This is a genomic window from Sagittula stellata E-37 (assembly GCF_039724765.1).
GTDB lineage: Bacteria > Pseudomonadota > Alphaproteobacteria > Rhodobacterales > Rhodobacteraceae > Sagittula > Sagittula stellata.
In genome coordinates this window covers 1,022,820-1,044,035 of record NZ_CP155729.1, presented here as the reverse complement: position 1 = coordinate 1,044,035, position 21,216 = coordinate 1,022,820, and the positions used below count along the sequence as shown (strand labels likewise).

Below are 21,216 nucleotides of genomic sequence, written 5' to 3'. Positions count from 1 at the left end.
CGGTACGGCCGGTCATCTGCCTTCGACCAGCCTCAGCATCTCCTCGACGTCCTGCACGCGGATCGGCTTCTCGAAGTACCCGCGCACGAGGGGACGCTCGGCCGCGCGGGCCCGATCCCGATCGGCATTGGAGGATGAGACCATGACCACGATCACGTCTTCCGGCCAGCCTTTTTCGATCATCCGGGCGCGAAGGGCGTCAACCGTCTGGAAACCGTCCATCACCGGCATGGAGATGTCCATCAGCACCAGAGGCCCTTCGGAACTCGGGCCGCGCGGCTCGTCGAACAGCTTGTCCAGAAAGATCCGGCCATCCTCGGCTTCGTGGACCGCCGCGAAGCGCCCCGACTTTGCCAGCCGCCGCCGCGCGGTGTAACGGTCGACCTCCCGGTCGTCCACGATGTAGGCTTCTGTCATACCGCATCCTCCATTTGCATGGGCAGGTTGAGTGTGAATGTCGTGCCCTGTCCTTCGGTGCTGGTCGCACCGATACTGCCGCCCAACCGTTCCACGCTGCGTTGCACGAGGTTCAGGCCGATGCCGGAACCGCCCCGGTCGCCGTGCTTGCGGAACAGGTCGAAGATCTCCGGCAGCACCTCTTCGGGAATACCGATCCCGTTGTCGCTGACACAAATCCGTAGCTGGCCGTCGGCCAATCGCGCCGAGACCTGAACCACCAGCTCGGTCTTCGTGTCGTCCCGATAGCGCATCGCATTGGACAGCAGGTTGCGCAGCACGGTCTTCAGCGTGACTTCCTCCGTCGCGACGGATCCCGGTACGGCAAGTTGCAGTTCCAGCCGTGCCGAGGCAGCGCCGACGTTCAGGTCGCGCCAGAGCTGGCGTACGACAAAGCCGAGATCGACCGGCACCGGCGCGATGCCGCGCTCCGTCGTCATCGTGGCCAGCAAGACACTCTCGATCTCGGACACGCTGTGTTCCGCGATCTGGGCAGCGCGGGCCAGGTTCTCGCCGAGGTCTGCGGTCTCCCCGCAAGCGAGGTCCTCCCGACAGAGGCTCAGCAGCCCTGCGATGGATGCGAGAGGGGCCTTCAGGTCGTGGCTGACCCCGCGGGTGAACTGTTCGAGATCCGCGTTCAGCCGTTCCAGTTCATGCGCGCGGGCGGCCAGCGCGCGCTCCGTCTCGATCCGTTCCGTCAGATCGACCAGCGTCGCGACAACGCCCATCTGTCCGTCAAGGTCGATAAGGTCGAGCGTCGCCTCCACTCTGACGCCGTGACCGTCGCGGTGCCGGGCCGTGACAGTACGCACCCGCCGTTTCGCCTGCGCATCCGGCAGCAGGGCAAAGCTCCGGCGGTAGACCTGGTGGGCGACGCGCAAGTCCTCGGGCACGAGGATTTCGACCTGGCGGCCGTGAAGATCGTCCGGCGTATAGCCAAGCAGTTGCGTCACCGCACGGTTCACGAAATCGATGCGCCCATCGGCATCGACGACGACCATCGTGCACGACGCTGCATCCATCACAGAGCTGATCCGTTTCCGCTGCGCATGCCGTTGCCGGAGGTCGAGTGCGACGGCGATCACATGCGCGCCGCCGTCGACGACCACCGGTTCCAGCGCCAGTTCCAGCGGCAGCACCGCCCCGTCGCGGGCAACGCCCTTCACCTCCCGCTCCGCCCCCATTCGGCGTTTGGCGGGCATCGCGTTGAATGCCTGGCGCAAAGCGACGTGCCCTGTCCGCAGGTGGTCCGGCAGGAGCGTTTCGACCAGAACACCGTTCAATGCGCCCAGTTCGTACCCGAACAGCGCTTCGAATTCCGGATTGCAGGTCCGGATACGACCGTCCGGCGCCACCAGCATCATCGCGATGGGCGACACGCCGAACGCCATCTCGACCACGTCGATGTTCATTTGGACATCCATCTCCACCAAAGTCCTGCCTCTGGGGGCGGGACTGACGGACCGAACGCTATCCACCCAGCGTGAAGATTCCATTGATACCGGTCTCCAACCCCTTGCCACGCCGCAGCCAAACCGCCAAAAACAAAGCATGAACACACATCCGTTCACCTTCCACGGCGCTGCCCTGCACGCTTTGCCTTCGGGCGCCCTCTTCTGGCCGGACGAGGCACTTCTGGTCGTGTCCGACCTGCATTTGGGCAAGGCCGCGCGATTGGCGGCCACAGGTGGCGCCGCCCTTCCCCCCTACGAAACGCGCGATACGCTGGCGCGGCTGGACGACGCACTGACCGCTACGCGGGCGGACACCGTGATCTGCCTCGGCGACAGTTTCGATGCGCCTGGGCTGGACAGCTGCCTGCCCGAAGAAGACCTTGCCACGCTGACTCGAATGAAGGCCGGACGACGCTGGGTCTGGATCGAGGGCAACCACGATCCCGGCCCGCTGACGTTGGGGGGCGAGCACCACGCGGACCTGCGGCTTGGACCTCTGACCTTCCGCCATATCGCCACATCGGGCACCGGCGAAGTGTCCGGGCACTATCACCCCAAAGCGCGGATCAATGCCCGTGGGCGCGGCTTCACCTTGCCCTGCTTTCTCTGCGACGCAGACCGGCTGATCCTGCCCGCGTTCGGCACCTATACGGGCGGGCTTTATGCCGACAGCCCCGTGCTGTCCGCTCTGATGGGTCGCGACGCCTGCGCCATCCTCACCGGGGCGAGGCCCGTCGCCATACCCATGCCACGCCGCCTGACCGGCACATGAACCGAAGGTCCGATCCCGCCATGACACTGACCGACCGCATCAAGGAAAGCTTTGCCCGGCAGGGTCTTCTCCGTACGCTCGGTGCGCGGGTCGTTTCGGTCGAACCCGGTGCCGTCACGCTGGCCCTGCCGCTGACAGAGGCGCTGACACAGCAGCAGGGTTATGCCCATGGCGGCGTGACTTTCTCGCTCGGCGACAGCGCCGCAGGATATGCCGCCGTATCTTTGCTGGAGCCGGAATTCGACGTAGTGACCTCCGACATGACGATCCATTACCTTGCGCCGGGCGCCGGCGGCACGCTGGAAGCGCGCGGCACAGTCATCCGGCCTGGCCGCCGGATGCTCGTTGCGCAGGCCGACATCTTCACGGTGGACGAAGGCAGAGAGACGCATATCGCGCGCATGACCGGCACGATGGTCCGGGTGGCACCGCGCGCCTGACCCGCCGAAACGCGCGGCGTCGGGAACCTCATTCGCCACTTGCCCGTTTTCCCACAGCGGACGGCGCAAGAGGCAGCGATGACCACCTACAAAACCAACACGAGCGGCAAGGAGTGGTCCGGTCCACGCGCCGTGCCCTTGCTTGTGGATCGACTTCATGACCTCGCGGACGAATGCGACGAGGTCACGATCGACATGCTGATGCGCCAGATCGGGACACAGGGGCACGCACCTCTGCTGATGATCGTTTCCCTGCTGATGGTCCTGCCGACCGGTCTCATCCCGGGCGTGGGTGGCGCTCTCGGAGCAGTCGTCGCGGGCATCGGAGTGCAGATGCTTCTGGGGCACGGCCGTTTCTGGCTGCCGGGTTTTCTCAGCCGCCGCGGCATATCGGCAGAGCGAGTCCGCAAACTGGCCGACCGCATCTATCCCGCCTCGATGTGGCTGCGCCGGCACCTGCACCGCCGGATGGAGCCCCTGTCAAACGGCGCGCTGTCCCTCGCGGTCATCGCCCTCCTGCTGATTGCCAGCGGGCTCTCGTTGTTCGTGATCGGCGCGATACCGGTGGCGACCCCGCTTGTCGGTCTGCCGGTGGCCCTGTTCGGCATCGGCATCCTTGCACGGGACGGCGCGGTCGTGGCGGCGGGGTATGCCGTGACGGTCGTGGTGGCCGGGGTGCTGGCCTGGCTGATGTGACGCCGGCCGCGCGAAAAACACCGCTGACGGAGACAACACGGGCCGAAACATCGCTCCGGCCCTTTTCTCGATCCCTAAGTCTCACCCCCTGAAGGAGGCCGTCAGGCGGTCAGACCTTCCGGCTCCGCAAGGCCGTTGGCGCGGCAACAAGCGGTGACGGTATTGGCCAGGAGGCAAGCGATGGTCATCGGACCCACGCCGCCCGGAACCGGTGTAATCGCGCCCGCGACTTCCGCACAGCTGTCGAAGTGGCAATCGCCCACCAGCCGGGTCTTGCCCTCGCCCTTCTCCGGCGCGTCGATGCGGTTGATGCCCACGTCGATCACGGTCGCACCCGGCTTGATCCAGTCGCCCGGAACCATCTCGGGACGTCCCACCGCCGCCACGACGATATCCGCGCGCTTCACGACGTCGGGCAGATCCTTCGTGCGCGAATGCGCGATGGTCACCGTACAACTGTCGCCGAGCAGCAGTTGCGCCATGGGTTTGCCGACGATGTTCGACCGGCCGATCACCACCGCGTCCATACCCGACAGCGAGCCATGGTGATCCCGCAGCATCATCAGGCAGCCCAAGGGCGTGCAGGGCACCATGGACTTCTGACCGGTGCCCAAGAGCCCGACGTTCGAGATGTGAAACCCGTCCACGTCCTTGGCCGGATCGATCGAGTTGATGACCAGATCCTCGTCGAGGTGTTTCGGCAGGGGAAGCTGCACGAGGATGCCATGCACTTCAGGGTCGTTGTTCAGCTTGTCGATCAGCGCCAGCAGGTCCGCCTCTTCGGTCGCGGCGTCCAGCTTGTACTCGTAGGAGTGCATGCCGACCTCGACCGTCATCTTTCCCTTCGAACGGACATACACCTGGCTCGCCGGGTCTTCGCCGACCAGAACCACCGCCAGACCCGGCGTGATCCCGTGATCGTTCTTCAGGCGCGCCACATGCTCCGCCACCTTGCCCCGCACCGTCGCCGCAAAGGCCTTGCCGTCAATCAGAGTTGCCGTCATCCGTCCGTCCCTTCCTTGCCCAGTACACGCTCTTCGCGCGCGATGATCTCGTCGATCATGATCTTCCACATTCCCGCAACCATCGCCCCGGGCAGTCCTGCCGCGTCAGCCCGATCCGACACGTTTCCCAGCACCGCCGCCACACGGGAAGGCGCGGCGGCCGCAAGTCCCTCGCGGTGCTTCAACTCTGCTGCGCGCTCGGTGTAGGACCACCGTTCCGCCAGAAGCGCCATCAGCTCCGCATCGACTGCGTCGATACATGCGCGCATCTCCGCTACCGTCTCTATCTCTGCCGCCGTCTTCCGCATTTCCGCCTCCAGACCTTGATCGCCAATCCTGTCGCGCCAGCCCTACCCGCCCGGCCCGGCCTTTTCCATGCCGTGCGCGGGCCGGGGGACGGTGGGCGGGGCGAATTCGAAGAAGAGCGCCGTCCCGCCGTTTCCGATAGGATCAGGACCGGATCAGAACAGCCCCTCGATCAGACCGTCGGCGTTCAGCCGGATCGTCTCGGCGGCAGGTACGCGCGGCAGGCCGGGCATGGTCATGATTTCGCCGCAGACGACCACAACGAACCCGGCCCCCGCCGACAGCCGCACTTCGCGCACGGGGATGTCAAAGCCCGTCGGCGCGCCGCGCTGGCCCGGATCGGTCGAAAAGGAATACTGCGTCTTCGCCATGCAGACCGGCAGGTGACCGTACCCCTGGTCTTCCCATTCCTTGAGCTGGCTCCGGATCTTTGCATCCATCACGACGCCGTCTGCGCGGTAGATCTGTTTGCAGACCGTCTCGATCTTCTCGGCCAAAGGCATCGCGTCGCCGTAGAGCGGCGCGTAGTTGGCCGAACCGCCCTCGCATAGTTCGACAACCTTCTTCGCGGTTTCCTCGATGCCCGCGCCCCCCTCGGCCCAATGCTTGTTGAGAATGGCGTCCACTCCCAGCGACGCGCAGTAGTCGATGACCGCCTGCACTTCCGCGTCGGTGTCGGTGACAAAATGGTTGATGCCCACCACCGCAGGCACACCGAACTTCTTCATGTTCTCGATGTGGCGGCCCAGGTTCGCGCAGCCGTCACTGACCGCCTGTACGTTCTCGGACCCGAGGTCGGCCTTGGCCACGCCGCCGTTCATTTTCATCGCGCGCACCGTGGCCACGATCACCACCGCGTCCGGGCGAAGCCCGGCCTTGCGGCACTTGATGTCCATGAACTTCTCGGCGCCGAGGTCCGCGCCAAAGCCCGCCTCCGTCACCACGTAATCGGCCAGCTTCAGCGCCGTGGTCGTCGCGATGACGGAGTTGCAGCCGTGCGCGATATTGGCGAACGGGCCGCCGTGCACGAAGGCCGGGTTGTTTTCCAGCGTCTGGACCAGATTCGGCTGCATCGCGTCCTTCAGCAGAACGGTCATCGCACCCTCCGCCTTGATGTCACGGCAGAACACCGGCGAGCGGTCGCGGCGGTAGGCCACGATCATATCCCCCAGCCGCTTTTCCAGATCCTTGAGGTTCTTCGCGAGACAGAGGATCGCCATGACCTCCGACGCGACGGTGATGTCGAAACCGTCTTCGCGCGGGAACCCGTTGGACACTCCGCCGAGGGAGGAGGTGATCTGCCGCAGCGAGCGGTCGTTCATGTCCACCACCCGGCGCCATGTCACGCGACGCTGGTCGATCTGCGCCTCGTTGCCCCAATAGATATGGTTGTCGATCATCGCCGACAGCAGCGAATGCGCCGAGGTGATCGCGTGGAAGTCGCCGGTGAAGTGAAGGTTCATCTCCTCCATGGGCACGACCTGCGCATAACCGCCGCCTGCCGCGCCGCCTTTCATGCCGAAGTTCGGACCAAGGGACGCCTCACGGATACAGATCATCGCCTTTTTACCGATGCGGTTAAGCCCATCGCCCAGACCGACGGTGGTGGTCGTCTTGCCTTCGCCCGCAGGCGTCGGATTGATCGCCGTCACGAGGATCAGCTTGCCATCCGGGCGTGCCTGCACGGAGTCGATGAAGGCCTGGCTGATCTTTGCCTTGTCGTGTCCGTAGGGCAGCAAGTACTCGGTCGGAATGCCCAGGGCGTCGCCAATCTGCTGGATCGGCTTCTTTTGGGCCTCGCGGGCGATTTCGATGTCCGACTTGTGGGCCATGTTGCTTGCCTCCCTGCTGGCAGTTCATGAATTGTCCGGATTGTTAGCGGTCCTCAGGCCGCCCGTCTCTGTGAATCCGACATTTCGCCGCGACGATGCGGCGCACCGGGCGTTGTACCGCGGTATGAAGAGTTGGTCGGGAAGACCGGGCCCAGCATTCCACGCCGGAACTCGGGCGGAGTGTTGCCGCTCACGCCAGTTGGAGAAAGGCAGACCTTCGGCGCATCCACCTCGCATGTCGGCCCAAGACGCTCGGTATCCCGTCCCGGCGTCATGACGGCGTCAGGCGTTGCCCCGCCAGGCCCGTTGATCGGGCACGTGAAGCACCAGCCTGTCCCCGAGCGCGACGCGTCCTTCGCGCGCCACGAAAGCCGTCACGCCGCGGCGCCCGTCCGACGCCTTGCGGAAGCCCTTCGCCGCATCGCCGATCTCCTGCATGAGGCTGCGGGCCGGTTGCTGGCAGGGGCGGTTCTCCATGTCCACCACGACGGTCGCGCCAGAGGACGCCTGCAGCCGGGAAGACGGCGGAACGAAAGTGAAGTCTGGTATGCCGCGGATCACCATGCTGGCGCCAAGCCGGGCCGGATTCACGGTATCGACGCCCATCGCCGCCGCGATCTGTTCGAGTTCCTCGGCACTGACGATGCTCAGTTGCCGTTCATTCAGGATCTGCGTGCCGCGCGGGTATTGCGACGTGACGCGCGAACAAGATTTCCGCGTTTGTCCACCATGCACCGAGCCTGCCATGCCTGCAAAAGTCAGGTCGACCGCCTCGACCGGCTCCGCCATCAACGCCTTGCGGTCCATGTCCGTGACGACCCCGAGCCAGATGATCTCTGCCGTCCATTCCGTCGGTTTCAAAGCCGGCATCCCGCCCTCCGCCTGTTCCTTGCGCGTGCAGGTAAAGCCGGTGCGGCGGGCTTCGCAAGTAGATACGGCGATCAGTCCCGTTTCGTGGACAGTTCAGACGTGGAGCGTGAAGAACCGCCGCCGGAAGGCGGGCCCGGCAACGCCATCCGTCTTTGCGGGTCTGGCATGCGTCCGGGTAAAATTCCGATCCGCGCGAGGGCCGAAAAAAATGACCCCGGGATCTGCCTTAGATCCCGGGGTCACTATTCACACTATCTGTGCCGTTCAGGCAGAGGGTTCAGGCTCCAGACCGCCTTCTTCTCCCGATTTTTTCGGCCGGGTCTTCGGAATGGCGGTGAGGCTCGGTTTCTTCTCCTCGACCGCGGCACCAGAGCCGCCTTCGCCGTCCTCGGACTGCGGCGGTTCGCCCCGGATGACCCGCTCGATCTCTTCGCCGGTCAGGGTCTCGTATTCCAGAAGACCCTTGGCCAACCGCTCCCAGTCGTCCTTGCGGTCCGTCAGGATCTGGAATGCGCGATCGTAAGCCTCGGCGATGAAGCGGCGCACCTCTTCCTCGATCAGACGCTTGGTCTCTGCCGAAACCGACAGACCCGCGGTGTTGCCAGAGTACCCCTCCGCTGCCTCGCGGTAGTCGATGTTGCCGACCTTGTCCGACATGCCCCACTGGAGAACCATCGCACGAGCCAGTGCAGAGGCCTGCTGGATGTCGCCCGCAGGTCCGTTCGACACGTTTGGTTCGCCGTACTTGATGATCTCGGCGGCCTTGCCCGCCATGGTCATCGCCATCTTCTCCTCGCACTCGGACTTGTGCCAGTTCAGACGGTCGATTTCCGGCAGGGAGACCACCATGCCCAAGGCACCGCCACGCGGAATGATCGTCGCCTTGTAGACCGGATCGCACTGCGGCAGCGACAGGCCGACGATGGCGTGGCCGGCCTCGTGGTAGGCGGTCTTTTCCTTCTGGTCGTCGGTCAGGACCATGGAGCGCCGCTCCGCGCCCATCATGACCTTGTCCTTGGCGTTCTCGAAGTCGACCATCGTGACAAACCGCCGTCCCACGCGTGCGGCCATCAGTGCCGCCTCGTTCACGAGGTTTGCCAGATCGGCCCCGGAAAAGCCCGGCGTGCCGCGCGCGATGATGCGCAGGTCGACGTCCGGCCCCAGAGGGGTCTTCTTCGCATGCACGCCAAGGATCTTCTCGCGGCCCTTGATGTCCGGGTTCGGCACGGTGACCTGACGGTCGAAACGGCCGGGACGCAGCAGCGCCGGGTCCAGCACGTCGCGACGGTTGGTGGCAGCGATGATGATCACACCCTCGTTCGCCTCGAAACCGTCCATTTCGACCAGAAGCTGGTTCAGCGTCTGCTCGCGCTCGTCGTTGCCACCGCCATAGCCCTGACCACGGGCGCGGCCCACGGCGTCGATCTCGTCGATGAAGACGATGCAAGGCGCGTTCTTCTTCGCCTGCTCGAACATGTCGCGGACACGGCTTGCGCCGACGCCGACGAACATCTCGACGAAGTCGGAGCCGGAGATCGTGAAGAACGGCACACCCGCCTCGCCTGCAATCGCACGCGCCAGCAGCGTCTTACCGGTGCCCGGAGGGCCGACCAGCAGCGCACCCTTGGGGATCTTGCCACCGAGGCGCGAGAACTTCTGCGGGTTGCGCAGGAACTCGACGATCTCTTCCAGCTCTTCCTTGGCTTCGTCGATGCCCGCCACGTCATCGAATGTCACGCGGCCATGCTTTTCGGTCAGCAGCTTGGCCTTGGACTTGCCAAAGCCCATGGCGCCGCCTTTGCCGCCGCCCTGCATGCGGTTCATGAAGTAGATCCACACGCCGATCAGCAACAGGAACGGCAGAAGGTTCAGCAGGAAGACCTGGAAGCCCGACGACTCCTGGCTCTTTGCGGAAATCGGGATGTTGTTGTCTAGCAGGAGGTTGGTCACCTCCGCGTCCTCGGGCTTGATCGTGACGTAATCCTGCCCGTCGTTGGTGCTGTACCGCACCTGTTCGCCGTCGATGGTGGCGGATGACACATTTTGGCTTTCGACCGCCTTCACGAAATCGGAGTACCCGGTCTCACGGCTTTGCAGGGTCGGATTGTTGCCCGAGAACAGATTGAAAAGCGCGAGGATCAGCAGGAACAAGACGACCCAGAAGGCGATGTTGCGAGCGTTGCCCAAGAGGGGACTCCTTTGCAGACGGAACCGGGCGCCCGAGAGGTGGACGCCGTTTCAGCTTAACATAGAGATATGTGGCCCGGGTTCAATGCGTCATGAGGAACGCGGCAAACGTCAGCCCGTCCTTACCGAACGGCCTGTAGAGGATGTCGCGCGTGCCCTGCGCCACGCTGATCCGTGCGCCGCCGGCCCCGGTCGCCACCATCGGCAGTGATCGGGCCGCGCGGTAGGTCAGACCTTCCCGCTCCTCCCGGCTAAGGGACTGCCATCCGGCATCGCCGAGAGGCCTCAGCCGAACCGGCCCCATCTTCTGCCGGGCCTCGGGTGTCAGCAGCCATCGGCCATCCCAAAGCGGATCGTCGTTCCCGGCCATAGCCTCAAGCGCCGCATATTCCCGGAACACCCTGATGTGCGTGCGCTCCGCCAGGATCTCGCAACCGCCCAGCGTGCCTCCGCCACCCGAGAGGACCCGGTCCAGAACCTCTTCCAGGCGCGCAGCCCGGGGACGCCGCACCGTGCCCGAAACGAAGCCTATCGCGGCCGCGAGCAGACGCAGCTGCACCTCGCGCGGCAGCCCGGCGAAACCGTCCCGTTCCAGAAGCAGGTCACCGGTCGCCGCGCCGCGATGCCGCGCCTCGTGTCCGATCCGCTCCCATGCGTCCGCCGCCTGAAGCCGCAGCGCATTCCGCGCCCGGGCCATGCGCTCCGCCGTCGCAGCAAGGGTCGGGACGTCCAACCCCAGCCCGGACAGGCCGGGAAGCGCCGCCCGAATGCGCGCGCGGGCGTAGGCCGGGTTTTCGTTCGACGGATCGTCCACGAAGGGCACCTGCAGAACGCGCACGTAGTGCCGCAGATCCGCTCGCCGCATCGCAAGGCAGGGCCGCAGGATCTCGAAAGTCTCGCCCTCGACCCACCAGTCTACGCCAGCGTCACGCCCGGCCGTGCCATCGGCTGTCACAATCACGGGATAACGACACCCCTCCGCCGCAGGCGCCTCGCCAAGCATCGGCGCCAGCGCGCCCACGCCAAGCCGCGGCTGATCGACGACGCGGCGCGCCTGCATTTTCGACAGACCGTCGACACCGGACCCGCGCGCCAGCCGCATCAGGAAGGTCTCCGCCACATCGTCCTGCGTATGCGCCATCAACACATGGCGCAGCCGTCCCCGCCACCCGGCGATCAGACGGACACGCGCCTCGCGCGCGGCCTCCATGGCGTTGCCGTGTCCGTCCCACGACCAGTGCAGCGAGGCATGCGGCCAGCCGAGTACGGCGCATTCCGCCGCGACCATCTCGGCTTCCGCCGCGGCCTCCTCGCGGAAACCGTGGTTGACCGTCACCACCCACAGGCGGACGCCGAACACCCGGGCCCACCCATGCGCCAACGCCAGCATGGCCATGGAATCGCCGCCCCCCGAAACCGCCAGCCCGATCTCGGAAGGAAAAGAAGGCCCCAGAAGGGCCCCCATCTCTTCCGCGAAACGCTGGTCAAGGCTCACCGGCGGCCCCTTCATCTTGGTAAAAATACCTGCTCTTCAAGCTGTCGAGTTGCCGATGCGGCCCGGTTGGGGGCGTCGGGCGCGGCGCATCTCACTCCATCGGGCAACCAAGCGCGATGCGGCTGTCCACCGCCGCGTTGATGACCTCCGAGCCGGGGTAACGGTTGCCGACCTCGGCCAGGGTCACGCAGGCCTCCGATACGGATCCCAGCTTGCCCAGTGTCTCTCCCAGCCGCCACAGGGCCTCAGGCGCAACCTGATCGTCCGGAAAACGGGAATAGGCATCGAGGTAACGCCGGGCCGCCTCGCGCGTGTCGCCCTGCGCTTCCAAGGCCTGCCCTTCGCCCACCAGCGCGGCGGATTCCAGCGGGCTGCCCGGGTAGGTCTGGCGAAAGTTGGCAAACAGGTCGGACGCACGGGCATGGTCGCCCGTGTCCAGCGCGTCCTGAGCGGTGCGAAAATCGGCTTCTTCGCTGACCGCAAGTTCGCCGCCGAACGGCAGATCGTCGGTGCCCTGGGCAATCGGCGCGTCGGCCACAGGCGCGGCTTCTCCACCAAACGCCGTGCCCTGTCCGACCGAGGACAGGTCGCAGCCGGGTTCCAGCTCGCACACCCGGAACTGCAGGTCGCTTATCCGGTTGCCGCCGTCCTCCGCGACCTTGCCGATGCGGAACTCCAGTTGTTCGGCCTTGGCCGTCACACGCTGCAGCTCGGACTCTATGGTATTCAGCCGCTGCAACACGTCGCCGGAGACCTGGACCGTCGAACTGCCCGTGGTGGACAGCTCCCGCTTCAGCTTCTGCACCTCGACCGACAGGACAGCGAGGTCCTGCTTCACATCGGCAAGCGTCTCTGCCTGAACCGGCGCGGCGGCGATGACCGCCGCTACCATCCACCCCCAGCGCATCGGCTCAGCCCATCAACGATCCGGCGGCGATGACAGTCACCGCGCGGCGGTTCTTGGCATAGCACGCCTCTTCGGAGCAGATCTCGATCGGACGCTCCTTGCCGTAGCTGACGAACTTCAGGCGGCTCTGCGACACGCCCCGGGACACGAGGTATTCCATCACCGCATTGGCTCGGCGCGCGCCGAGCGCGAGGTTGTATTCGCGGGTGCCCTGTTCGTCGGCGTGACCTTCGATCACCGCCATGTAATCGGAGTTGGTCATCAGCCATTGCGCCTGGCCGTCCAGCACGGTGCGCGCCTCCGGCGAGAGGCTGGACTGGTCGACGGCGAACAGCACGCGGTCGCCGACGCGCTGGTTGAAGTACGCCGTCGAGGTCGGGTCGTCGACGCTGCCCGGAATGACCCCGCTCGAAACGCCGCCACCGTTGCGCGAGGCGTCGTTGGCACCGTTCGCGCCGAAACGGTCTGGATTGGCACATGCGGCGAGGCCAAAGGCCGCCACCAGCATCATCGCTATGGGAAGTTTGCTCATCACTGTCATCCTGCTCTGTCTTGCGCCTGTGCGCATATGTTGTTTGCGGCAGGTTACCACATACAACGGGTCTTGGGAATCACGTTAACCTGGTCACTGGAGCGGTCCCCAGCTCGGGTCGGAGGCGCCCGCCGGAGTGCGGACCCGACGCAGGTTCCGTCCGGAGATGTCCACGGAATAAAGCGCCGATGCGCCCTGCGCGCCCTGCGTCTCACGCGAGAACATGATGACGCGGCCGTTGGGCGCCCATGTCGGGCCCTCGTCCAGGAAGGACGCAGTCAGAAGCCGCTCTTCAGAACCGTCGGTATTCATCACGCCGATGTGGAAGCGGCCCTTGTTCTGCTTGGTAAAGGCGATGCGGTCGCCGCGCGGGGACCAGACCGGCGTGCCATAACGGCCTTCGCCGAACGAGATCCTGGTTCCTTCGCCGCCACTCGCGGGCATCACGTAAAGCTGTTGCGTGCCGCTGCGGTCCGATTCGAACACGATCCGCGAGCCGTCCGGAGAGAACGACGGCGCCGTTTCGATCGCCGGGGTCGATGTCAGGCGCCGCGTTGCGCCCGAGGCCACATCCATCGCCCAGATATCCGTGTTCGATCCCTGCGTCATCGAATAGACCACCATCCGCCCATCCGGCGAAAAGCGCGGCGCAAAGCTCATGACGCCTTCGTTGGCTTGCAGAATACGGCTCTGGACCGCGCCTACATCGAGAATGTGGATGCGCGGGAAACCTGTGGCGTAGGAGGTGTAAAGCACCTGGCCGCCTGTCGGGGAAAAGCGTGGTGCAAGCACGATGGAGCTGCTGTCAGTCAGGTACTGCACGTTAGCGCCATCGTAATCCATGATCGCCAGCCGCTTCTGACGCTGGTCCTTCGGTCCAGTCTCGGACACAAAAACGACGCGGCTGTCGAAATAGGGGCTTTCGCCGGTCAGGCGCGAATAGACCTGGTCTGCGACCTTGTGTGCCAGGCGACGCCAGCCATCTGCGGAAGAGGCGAATTGCATCCCCTCGCCCAGCTCACGCTCGGCGAACACGTCCCAGGCGCGGAACTTGACGACCACGCGACCGGATCCGTCGGCACTGACCGCGCCGGTGACCAGCGCTTGTGCGTTGATCGCCTTCCAGTCGGCGAACTGCACCGGCGCCGCAAAGGTCGACACGCGCGAGATGTGCGCGTCACGCGGGATCTCGCGGAAAAGGCCGGTGCCGACCAGATCCTCCGCGACGACACGGCTCAGCTGATCGGCGTATTCCTGGGCGGCGGGGGTCTCTGCCACAAAGGAGGGAATAGCGATGGGCATCGGTTCGACGATGCCCCGGTCGATCTCCAGCCGGAGAGGCTCCTGCGCTACGGCCGGGAGCACGCCCTGAAAAACCGCAAACGCCATCATGAGGCACGCCAATGCCACTCGTTTCATGGAAACCCTCCTCGGGATCTGCCCACCATCTGCCGCACGGATCTGACGCCCGCGTGCACATAACATACAGCGCAATTCATGCACGCAAAACACCCCTTGACGGCGGTTTCAGCGGGTAATCGCCTACACGCTCACGTTAGCGGCGCGTGACAGCCCTCATGCCGCCGCGGCAGCTGCACAACTGTGGGTGGTCGCCGGGATCAGCGCAGGCGCATGTCTTCCGGGTTGAAGGTGATCTCGACCCGCTTCCACTGGTCGTACTTCTCGGGCGGCAACTGGTAGCCATCGCCCTGGCAGCGCAGGATCGCGCGGCGGGCAGCGCCGAAGGCCGTGTCCACAGCCGCGCCCGATCCGCCTTCCGCGCCGATCATCGTCACGTTGCCCGCGACCCGGCCTTCCCGGTCGAGGTCGAAGCCGACAGTCACCTTCACGTCCGCCGCCTGGCTGCCGACGTCGACGATCCAGCACGCCTGCACCGCGATGCGCAGACCTTCCCGCTCTCCGCTCGTCAGGGGTGGGCCGCTCGGGGCGTCGGGCGCGCCGCCGCCTCCGGACAGTTCTTCGGCGATGGCCGCAGCCAGAGCGTCCGCGACCGGATCGTTCGCAGGAGCGCTGTCGGTCTCCGGCTCAGAAGCGGGCGGTTGCTGTGCCGGTGTCTCGGGCGCCGGTTCGGGATTGGAGGCCACCTGTTCCGGGCGACCGCGCGGACGCATCGACGACGACGGCGCAAGCGGCTGACCCGACGGTTCTTCCGCCTCGGTCACGATCTCGGTCGTGGTTTCCGGCGGGGCGGTCGACTCCTGCGTTTCCTCGGCCACGTCCGGGCTTTCAGCGTCGGGGTCGGCGGCGGTCTGGGTGTCCTCGGAGGTCACCGCCTCCGGATCGGGCGGCGCGATGGGTTCATCGGCCACGCGCGGGGCGGGACGCGGCTGCGGACGGCGCGAGCTTTCCGGGGCCAGCACCTGCGGCACGGGCGCCGGCGACGGTGGCAAGGGCAGCGGATCGGGTTCCGGCGTTGGCGCAGGCAGCGGCTCCGGCTGCGGCGCGGGTTCGGGTTCGGGTTCCGGGACGGGCGCGGGCTCCGGCTCCGGTTCCGGCTCTGGCGCAGGCTGCGGTTCCGGCTCTGGCGCAGGCGTCGGTTCCAGCACCTCGGTCTCCGAGGACGGCGGCGCGGACAGCGCGGCGAACTCCTCTTCGGAGATCACGGTCACGTCGGCGATCTGCATCTCTGGCGGTGGCGCGTCGAAAAGGTCGCCCAGCAGCAGCCACGCGAAGAGGAAGGCGTGCCCCCCGGCAGATATGTAAAGAGACCGCGACACCGGCGCCTGACCTCAGTCCTGTCCGTCGAGCCCCGGACCACCCACGTCCGTGACCAGCCCGATGGACGAAAAGCCACCGGCGTTGAGCGCGCCCATGATCTGGGCGACGCTTTCATAGGGGACGGTTCCATCGGCCCGAAGGTAGACGCGGTCGTCCGACCGTTCCGCCGCGATGGCGCGGAGGCGGTTAACCAGATCGTCGCGGGGCACTTCGGTCGCCTGGATCAGCACCGTACCGTCAGAAGCGAGCGTGACGGTCAGCGGCTCTTCGGTGTCCTGTGGCAACGCCTGGGCGGCGGTCTTCGGCAGTTCAACCGGCACACCGACCGTCAGGAGCGGCGCCGCAACCATGAAGATGATGAGCAGCACGAGCATCACGTCCACGAAAGGCGTGACGTTGATCTCGGCCATGGGCGCGGACTTGCGGCGCCCGCGTCTCCGGCGCTTGCCTCCACCGCCCCCGGATTTCATGACACCCGCCCCCATGGATCAGGAATCCAGCTGGCGTGAGAGGATGGTGGAGAATTCGTCCGCGAAGGCTTCGTAATTGCCGACGATACGGTCCGCGTCCGCGGAGAACTTGTTGTAGAAGATGACAGCCGGGATGGCCGCCAGCAGGCCGAGACCGGTGGCCAGCAGCGCCTCGGCGATGCCCGGCGCCACGACGACCAGCGAGGTGTTCTGCGTCTCGGCGATCTGGACGAAGGCGTGCATGATCCCGAACACCGTACCGAACAGACCGATGAACGGCGAGGTAGACCCGACGGTCGCCAGAACCGGCAGCCCGCGCTGAAGCTCGTCCGCCTCCTTCTGGATGGCAACGTCCATGGAGCGGTCGATCCGGCTTTGTGCGTTGGCGATGAGCGCTCCGTCTTCGCGGTGCGAGCGACGCCATTCGATCATACCAGCGGCAAACACGCGTTCGGACCGGCCCTTGGGTTCCGGCCCCAACTGGTCGAACAACTCGTCCAGCGGCTCTCCGGACCAGAACATTCGGTCGAAGCGGCTCGCTTCGCGCCGGGCTTTGCGGTAGCTGACGAACTTCTCGATGATGATCGCCCACGACCAGATCGACGCGGCGATCAGCATGATCATCACGAGTTTCACAGTCAGCGTCGCGCGTGCGAACAATGCCCAGAACGAGAAGTCGATGCCCTGCGCGAGGGCAAGCGTGTCTGCTTCCATGAACCTGCTCTTTCGTTGTCGGCCCTGTTGGGGCTCTGATTTGCCACACATGTAACGGAAATACAGGCCATTGGCCACGGGTTTGGCGATTCCGCGCCACGGCACGCCGTGCATGCGCGAATCCCTGCCACCGATGATGAAAATAACGGATTTACGCGGTCAGCCTGTTCAGATTACTGCCGGTGTGCGGCAAGATCGGCCGAGGGAGGACACCATGAGGGAAACCAGCCAGCCCGCGGCACACGGGCCGGATCAGCACAAGCCTTACCTGCGCACGGTTCTGGACAACGTCGCCGAGGTCTACGAGGCGCACCTCGGGCGGCACGACGCGGAACTGTTCATGGCGGAATCGGCCTATGCGCTTGCGGCAGATCACAGTGCCAATGCCGTCCGCAGCGCCCGGCCCGACCGACCGACCATGGCGCACGTAGCGCGCGAGGTGGACGCAGCCATTGCCCGCCTGGACGAGCCCATCATGATCGCCGATGCGTCGGACCGGCAGATGACGTTGATCTCGCCCAGCCCTTCAGGGGCACGTTCGCGGTTCATGATGAACCTCTACCTGTTCGGCCACATCGCCGCCGATGCGTTGGGATACGCACGTGTCGTGCTTCACGAAAGCGCCCCCGGCAGCGGGAAACCCTGGAAGATCGTCATTCACACCGCACCCGGCGGCGGCGGGGCAGAGTTTCACTCCCGCTACCGGTTGCCGGACCAGTCGCACTGACCCGCAATCGCGCGGGTCAGTGAACCTTGAGGCGCAACGCCTCTGGCAGACGCACCGGGTGGCCGTCCGAGGTCACGCAAACCGCCGTCACCTCTGCCCGGAACACAAGCTCTTCGCCGCGCATCACGTCCTGCGACATAACGAGCCGGACACCGGTGACGCTCCGCACGGTTGTGCGCACCTCCAGCCGGTCGTCGAACTTCGCGGTGGCGAGGTAATCGGCCTCGATCCGGCGCACGACGAAGACGATCCCATCCTCCTCGCGCATGGCATTCTGGTCGAGCCCCTGCTCGCGCACCCAGTCAGACCGCGCCCGTTCGATGTATTTGAGATAGTTGGCGTGGTAGACGATCCCCGCCATGTCGGTGTCTTCGTAGTAGACCCGGATGGGATAGATGTGCATGGCCCGCCCCCTGCTTGCTTCCGCTCCGAGGGGTAGCCGCTGACCCGGCAACGCGCAAGATCAGCGCTTGCGCCGCCCCCCGGCAGAGCGGCTGTGGAAAGCGGGCGGGCGCTTCGCCACCCACTTCAGGAAACCCGCGAGATCCGGGTGCGCGCGCAGCTTGTCCACGGTATCGAGGTCCCGAGCCAGTTCCGCTTCGGTGAAACGGGCGTGGATTTCCGAATGGCAGATCTGGTGCAACAGCACGGTCGGCCCGCCCTTCCCGCCTTTCAGCTTAGGGATCAGGTGGTGCAGGCTCTGCCTTGCCTCGGGCGGGATGGGGCGCAGGCACAGGGGACAGATCGGATCGGCCATATGGGGTCCTTTCACCCCGATGATCTGGCCGGGACTTTGCCGGGATCAAGCCCGCGTACCCTCTGTCCTGCCGCGCGCGGCGCGGGTAAGCAGGGGACATGACATCCCTGCCCTTTCCCCGGAACCGCTTCGCGCTGGTCATCGGCGGCGGCCCCGCCGGACTGATGGCCGCCGACGCGCTGCTCTCGGCCGGGGTGCCCGTCACGCTGGCCGAGGCCAAGCCGTCCCTTGCGCGCAAGTTCCTCATGGCGGGCAAGTCCGGACTGAATCTGACGAAGGTCGAACCCCAAGACGCCTTCCTTCGCGCCTACGGCGAACGTGCGCAGTGGCTTACGCCCATGCTGGACGCATTCGGTCCGGACCAAGTGCGCCGCTGGGCCGAAGGACTGGGTCAGCCCTGCTTTACCGGTTCCACCGGACGGTTGTTCCCTGCCGCCATGAAAGCCTCTCCCTTGCTCAGGGCATGGCTGGCGCGGCTCGACACGATGGGGCTGGAGCGCCACACCCGCTGGCGCTGGACTGGCTGGGAGACCGGGGCGCCCCGCTTCGATACCCCCGACGGTCCCCGCACCCTCCACCCCGGCGCCACCGTTCTGGCCCTTGGCGGCGCGAGCTGGGCGCGGCTCGGCTCGGACGGCGCATGGGCCGACCTCCTAAGTGTGCAGGGCATCCCGCTCGCCCCATTCGCCCCGTCGAACGCAGGCCTGCTGGTCGCGTGGTCCGCGCATATGGAGCGCCACTTCGGCGAACCGCTGAAGAACGTCACGTTCCGCGCGGGCACGCTGGAAAACCGCGGCGAAGCCGTCATCTCGCGGCGTGGGCTGGAGGGCGGCGGCCTCTATCCGCTGACCCCCGCACTGCGCGACGGGCACCCGCTGACCCTTGACCTGATGCCGGATGTGACCGTCGAGGCTCTGTCGCAAAGGCTGTCGCGGCCGCGCGGTAAGCAGAGCCAATCGAACGCCCTGCGCAAGGCGCTCCGCCTGCCCCCTGCCGCGCTCGGCCTCTTGATGGAGATGGCGCGCCCCCTGCCGAACGGACCCGAGGCGCTGGCGGCACTGGTCAAGGCACTGCCGATCCGCCACGCCGGGCTGCGCCACATGGACGAGGCGATCTCCACCGCCGGGGGCGTGCCGTTCGACGCGCTCGACACCGGTCTGATGCTGAAGGGCCTTTCCGGCACGTTCTGTGCCGGGGAAATGCTGGATTGGGAGGCGCCGACCGGCGGCTACCTCCTGACAGCCTGCCTCGCCACCGGCCTTTGGGCCGGACGCCACGCGGCCGCCTACGTCAAGTGATGAATCAGACCGCGACCTTGCGGCTTTCCTCAAGGTAGATTTCCCGCAGGCGCGCCGCCTTCGGTCCCGGCCGGCCATCGCCCAGGGGAACCCCGTCGATCTCCACCACCGGCATCACGAAGGAGGATGCCGACGTGATGAACGCCTCGTCGGCCTGCTGCGCCTCTTCGATGGTGAAGTTGCGCTCTTCCACCTTCATCTGCGCCTCGGCCGCAAATCGCAGCACCGCCGCGCGGGTGATCCCGTGCAGGATGTCGTTGCTCAGCGCGCGGGTAACAATGGTGTTGCCCTTGATGTAATAGGCGTTGTTCGAGGTGCCCTCGGTCACGTAGCCGTCCATCACCATCCAGGCGTCGTCGGCACCGGCCTTCTTCGCCATCATCTTGCCCATCGACGGATAGAGAAGCTGCACCGTCTTGATGTCACGACGGCCCCAGCGCTGATCCTCGATCGAGATGACCTTCATCCCCTTCTTCGCCGCCGGGCTGTCCGCCAGCCCGGGTTTGTTCTGGGTGAACAGGACGACCGTCGGTTCCGTCGTCTCCGGGTCCGGGAAGACGAAGTCGCGGTCTCCGGGCGCTCCGCGCGTGATCTGAAGATAGACAAGCCCGTCCTCGATCCCGTTCATCTCGACCAGCTCGCGGTGGATTTCCAGCAGCTGCTCCTTCGTCATCGGAGAGCGGATGTCCAACTCGTTCAGCGACCGCTCGAGGCGCACCGCATGACCGTCGAAATCGATCAGCTTGCCGTCGAGCACCGAGGTCACCTCGTACACGCCGTCGGCCATCAGGAAGGCCCGGTCGAAGATGGAGACCTTGGCTTCGGTCTCCGGCAGGAACTCTCCGTTCACGTAGACGGTGCGGGTCATGGGTCAGTCCTCCGGCATCAGGTGCAGTGCCGCATATTGCAGCAGGATCACGGTCTTTGCATCCCGGATGGTGCCATCTTCGATCATGGTCAAGGCCTCCTTCAGCGGGATGTCCATAATTTCGATCTCCTCGCCCTCCTCCCGCAGCCCGCCGAAACGCGCCTGCGCGTCGGTGGCGCCGTAGGTGGCCGAGAAGAAATGCAGACGCTCCGTCACCGACCCCGGCGACATGTAGAGCGAGAAGAGAAAACGCGGGACGTCGAGCGTCAGGCCGAGCTCTTCCTGGGCCTCGGCACGGATCCGGGCCTCAGGCGCCGCGTCGTCCAGCAGTCCGGCCGCCGCCTCCACGAGGAAGGGGTCGTCGCCGTTCTGCGCCGCAGGCCAGCGAAACTGCCGGCCCAGCAGGACGTGGCGGCGTACCGGATCGAACGGCAGGATACACGCACCGTCGCCCCGGTCGTAGGCCTCGCGCCACTGCTCCTGCACCGTTCCGTCGCGCAGCCTCACCCGCAGCAGCGAGGTCGTCAGCCGCGCCCAGTTGTCGGACAAGAGGCGCGTCTCCAGCACCTCCCAGGCCGTATCCCCTCGCGGTCCCGTCATGGCCATGCAGTACCGCGCCCCGGCCCCCCTGCCGGAGACAGGGTCACCCGCCGCCACGCAACAGCCTGCCCGAAGGTCTGCCCCCGACCGCC

At 65.9% G+C, this 21,216-nt stretch carries 23 protein-coding genes; 5 read left to right on the top strand and 18 right to left on the bottom strand.

Going from position 1 to position 21,216, the window contains the following annotated elements; translation table 11 throughout:
• Positions 1 to 12 precede the first annotated feature (12 nt).
• Positions 13 to 417: a response regulator gene (locus ABFK29_RS04945; RefSeq protein WP_005855248.1), complete on the bottom strand. Its 405-nt coding sequence runs from the start codon at positions 415 to 417 to the stop codon at positions 13 to 15.
• Positions 414 to 1,880 (bottom strand): PAS domain S-box protein, encoded by a 1,467-nt coding sequence (locus tag ABFK29_RS04940; RefSeq protein ID WP_040604046.1) that lies wholly within the window; start codon positions 1,878 to 1,880, stop codon positions 414 to 416. The genes ABFK29_RS04945 and ABFK29_RS04940 overlap by 4 nt, the downstream gene beginning before the upstream one ends.
• A 127-nt stretch (positions 1,881 to 2,007) precedes the next feature.
• On the opposite strand from ABFK29_RS04940, the gene pdeM reads away from it, so the two are divergent.
• The 3 genes from pdeM to ABFK29_RS04925 all read left to right on the top strand — a co-directional run bounded on the left by pdeM (position 2,008) and on the right by ABFK29_RS04925 (position 3,818).
• Positions 2,008 to 2,682 (top strand): ligase-associated DNA damage response endonuclease PdeM, encoded by a 675-nt coding sequence (gene pdeM, locus ABFK29_RS04935; protein ID WP_005855244.1) that lies wholly within the window; start codon positions 2,008 to 2,010, stop codon positions 2,680 to 2,682.
• 20 nt (positions 2,683 to 2,702) lie between these two features.
• Entirely contained in the window at positions 2,703 to 3,122 is a 420-nt protein-coding gene (locus tag ABFK29_RS04930) for a PaaI family thioesterase (protein WP_005855242.1), read from the top strand.
• A 78-nt stretch (positions 3,123 to 3,200) separates the two neighbouring features.
• Positions 3,201 to 3,818: an exopolysaccharide biosynthesis protein gene (locus tag ABFK29_RS04925; RefSeq protein WP_005855240.1), complete on the top strand. Its 618-nt coding sequence runs from the start codon at positions 3,201 to 3,203 to the stop codon at positions 3,816 to 3,818.
• A 101-nt stretch (positions 3,819 to 3,919) separates the two neighbouring features.
• Here ABFK29_RS04925 and folD read toward each other — a convergent pair whose 3' ends face one another.
• The 12 genes from folD to tolQ all read right to left on the bottom strand — a co-directional run bounded on the left by folD (position 3,920) and on the right by tolQ (position 16,874).
• Positions 3,920 to 4,822: a bifunctional methylenetetrahydrofolate dehydrogenase/methenyltetrahydrofolate cyclohydrolase FolD gene (gene folD / locus ABFK29_RS04920; protein WP_005855238.1), complete on the bottom strand. Its 903-nt coding sequence runs from the start codon at positions 4,820 to 4,822 to the stop codon at positions 3,920 to 3,922.
• Positions 4,819 to 5,130: a chorismate mutase gene (locus ABFK29_RS04915; protein ID WP_005855236.1), complete on the bottom strand. Its 312-nt coding sequence runs from the start codon at positions 5,128 to 5,130 to the stop codon at positions 4,819 to 4,821. Before ABFK29_RS04915 ends, folD begins: the two co-directional genes overlap by 4 nt.
• Before the next feature lie 153 nt (positions 5,131 to 5,283).
• Positions 5,284 to 6,960 (bottom strand): formate--tetrahydrofolate ligase, encoded by a 1,677-nt coding sequence (locus ABFK29_RS04910; protein ID WP_005855234.1) that lies wholly within the window; start codon positions 6,958 to 6,960, stop codon positions 5,284 to 5,286.
• A 282-nt stretch (positions 6,961 to 7,242) separates the two neighbouring features.
• Positions 7,243 to 7,830: an MOSC domain-containing protein gene (locus ABFK29_RS04905; protein WP_005855232.1), complete on the bottom strand. Its 588-nt coding sequence runs from the start codon at positions 7,828 to 7,830 to the stop codon at positions 7,243 to 7,245.
• Between the two features lie 264 nt (positions 7,831 to 8,094).
• The gene (ftsH, locus tag ABFK29_RS04900) at positions 8,095 to 10,017 is read right to left on the bottom strand and encodes an ATP-dependent zinc metalloprotease FtsH (RefSeq protein WP_005855230.1); all 1,923 of its coding nucleotides are present in this window, start codon (positions 10,015 to 10,017) and stop codon (positions 8,095 to 8,097) included.
• Positions 10,018 to 10,099: 82 nt separating this feature from the next.
• Positions 10,100 to 11,482: a tRNA lysidine(34) synthetase TilS gene (tilS, locus tag ABFK29_RS04895; RefSeq protein ID WP_085983408.1), complete on the bottom strand. Its 1,383-nt coding sequence runs from the start codon at positions 11,480 to 11,482 to the stop codon at positions 10,100 to 10,102.
• A 121-nt stretch (positions 11,483 to 11,603) separates the two neighbouring features.
• Positions 11,604 to 12,404, bottom strand: coding sequence for a tetratricopeptide repeat protein (locus ABFK29_RS04890; RefSeq protein ID WP_005855226.1), 801 nt, complete (start codon positions 12,402 to 12,404; stop codon positions 11,604 to 11,606).
• 19 nt (positions 12,405 to 12,423) lie between these two features.
• A complete protein-coding gene (gene pal, locus ABFK29_RS04885) occupies positions 12,424 to 12,951 on the bottom strand; it encodes a peptidoglycan-associated lipoprotein Pal (protein WP_040604044.1) in 528 nt (175 codons plus the stop codon).
• A 93-nt stretch (positions 12,952 to 13,044) separates the two neighbouring features.
• The gene (tolB, locus tag ABFK29_RS04880; protein ID WP_005855222.1) at positions 13,045 to 14,343 is read right to left on the bottom strand and encodes a Tol-Pal system beta propeller repeat protein TolB; all 1,299 of its coding nucleotides are present in this window, start codon (positions 14,341 to 14,343) and stop codon (positions 13,045 to 13,047) included.
• A 227-nt stretch (positions 14,344 to 14,570) separates the two neighbouring features.
• The gene (locus ABFK29_RS04875) at positions 14,571 to 15,689 is read right to left on the bottom strand and encodes a hypothetical protein (RefSeq protein WP_005855220.1); all 1,119 of its coding nucleotides are present in this window, start codon (positions 15,687 to 15,689) and stop codon (positions 14,571 to 14,573) included.
• Positions 15,690 to 15,701: 12 nt separating this feature from the next.
• A complete protein-coding gene (tolR, locus tag ABFK29_RS04870; RefSeq protein WP_005855218.1) occupies positions 15,702 to 16,175 on the bottom strand; it encodes a protein TolR in 474 nt (157 codons plus the stop codon).
• A gap of 3 nt (positions 16,176 to 16,178) precedes the next feature.
• On the bottom strand, positions 16,179 to 16,874 hold the full coding sequence (gene tolQ, locus ABFK29_RS04865) for a protein TolQ (protein WP_005855216.1): 696 nt from the start codon (positions 16,872 to 16,874) through the stop codon (positions 16,179 to 16,181).
• Positions 16,875 to 17,088: 214 nt separating this feature from the next.
• Here tolQ and ABFK29_RS04860 point away from each other — a divergent pair, with 214 nt between their 5' ends.
• Positions 17,089 to 17,601, top strand: a complete 513-nt coding sequence (locus ABFK29_RS04860) for a hypothetical protein (protein WP_005855214.1) — start codon at positions 17,089 to 17,091, stop codon at positions 17,599 to 17,601.
• 16 nt (positions 17,602 to 17,617) lie between these two features.
• On the opposite strand, the gene ybgC is transcribed toward ABFK29_RS04860, so the two are convergent.
• Complete coding sequence (gene ybgC, locus ABFK29_RS04855) at positions 17,618 to 18,004, bottom strand: tol-pal system-associated acyl-CoA thioesterase (RefSeq protein ID WP_005855213.1); 387 nt, start codon at positions 18,002 to 18,004, stop codon at positions 17,618 to 17,620.
• Positions 18,005 to 18,064: 60 nt separating this feature from the next.
• Positions 18,065 to 18,358 carry an HNH endonuclease gene (locus ABFK29_RS04850; RefSeq protein ID WP_005855211.1) on the bottom strand — a complete coding sequence of 98 codons (294 nt, stop codon included), beginning with the start codon at positions 18,356 to 18,358 and terminating at the stop codon, positions 18,065 to 18,067.
• Positions 18,359 to 18,456: 98 nt separating this feature from the next.
• Between ABFK29_RS04850 and ABFK29_RS04845 the strand changes: the two genes are divergently transcribed.
• On the top strand, positions 18,457 to 19,656 hold the full coding sequence (locus ABFK29_RS04845; protein WP_005855209.1) for a TIGR03862 family flavoprotein: 1,200 nt from the start codon (positions 18,457 to 18,459) through the stop codon (positions 19,654 to 19,656).
• Positions 19,657 to 19,660: 4 nt separating this feature from the next.
• Here the strand turns inward: ABFK29_RS04845 and ABFK29_RS04840 are convergent, their stop codons facing one another.
• Together ABFK29_RS04840 and ABFK29_RS04835 are read right to left on the bottom strand one after the other, a co-directional pair.
• Positions 19,661 to 20,524 (bottom strand): D-amino-acid transaminase, encoded by an 864-nt coding sequence (locus tag ABFK29_RS04840; protein ID WP_005855207.1) that lies wholly within the window; start codon positions 20,522 to 20,524, stop codon positions 19,661 to 19,663.
• A gap of 3 nt (positions 20,525 to 20,527) precedes the next feature.
• Positions 20,528 to 21,124 carry a GDP-mannose pyrophosphatase gene (locus ABFK29_RS04835; protein WP_040604126.1) on the bottom strand — a complete coding sequence of 199 codons (597 nt, stop codon included), beginning with the start codon at positions 21,122 to 21,124 and terminating at the stop codon, positions 20,528 to 20,530.
• Positions 21,125 to 21,216: the final 92 nt, after the last annotated feature.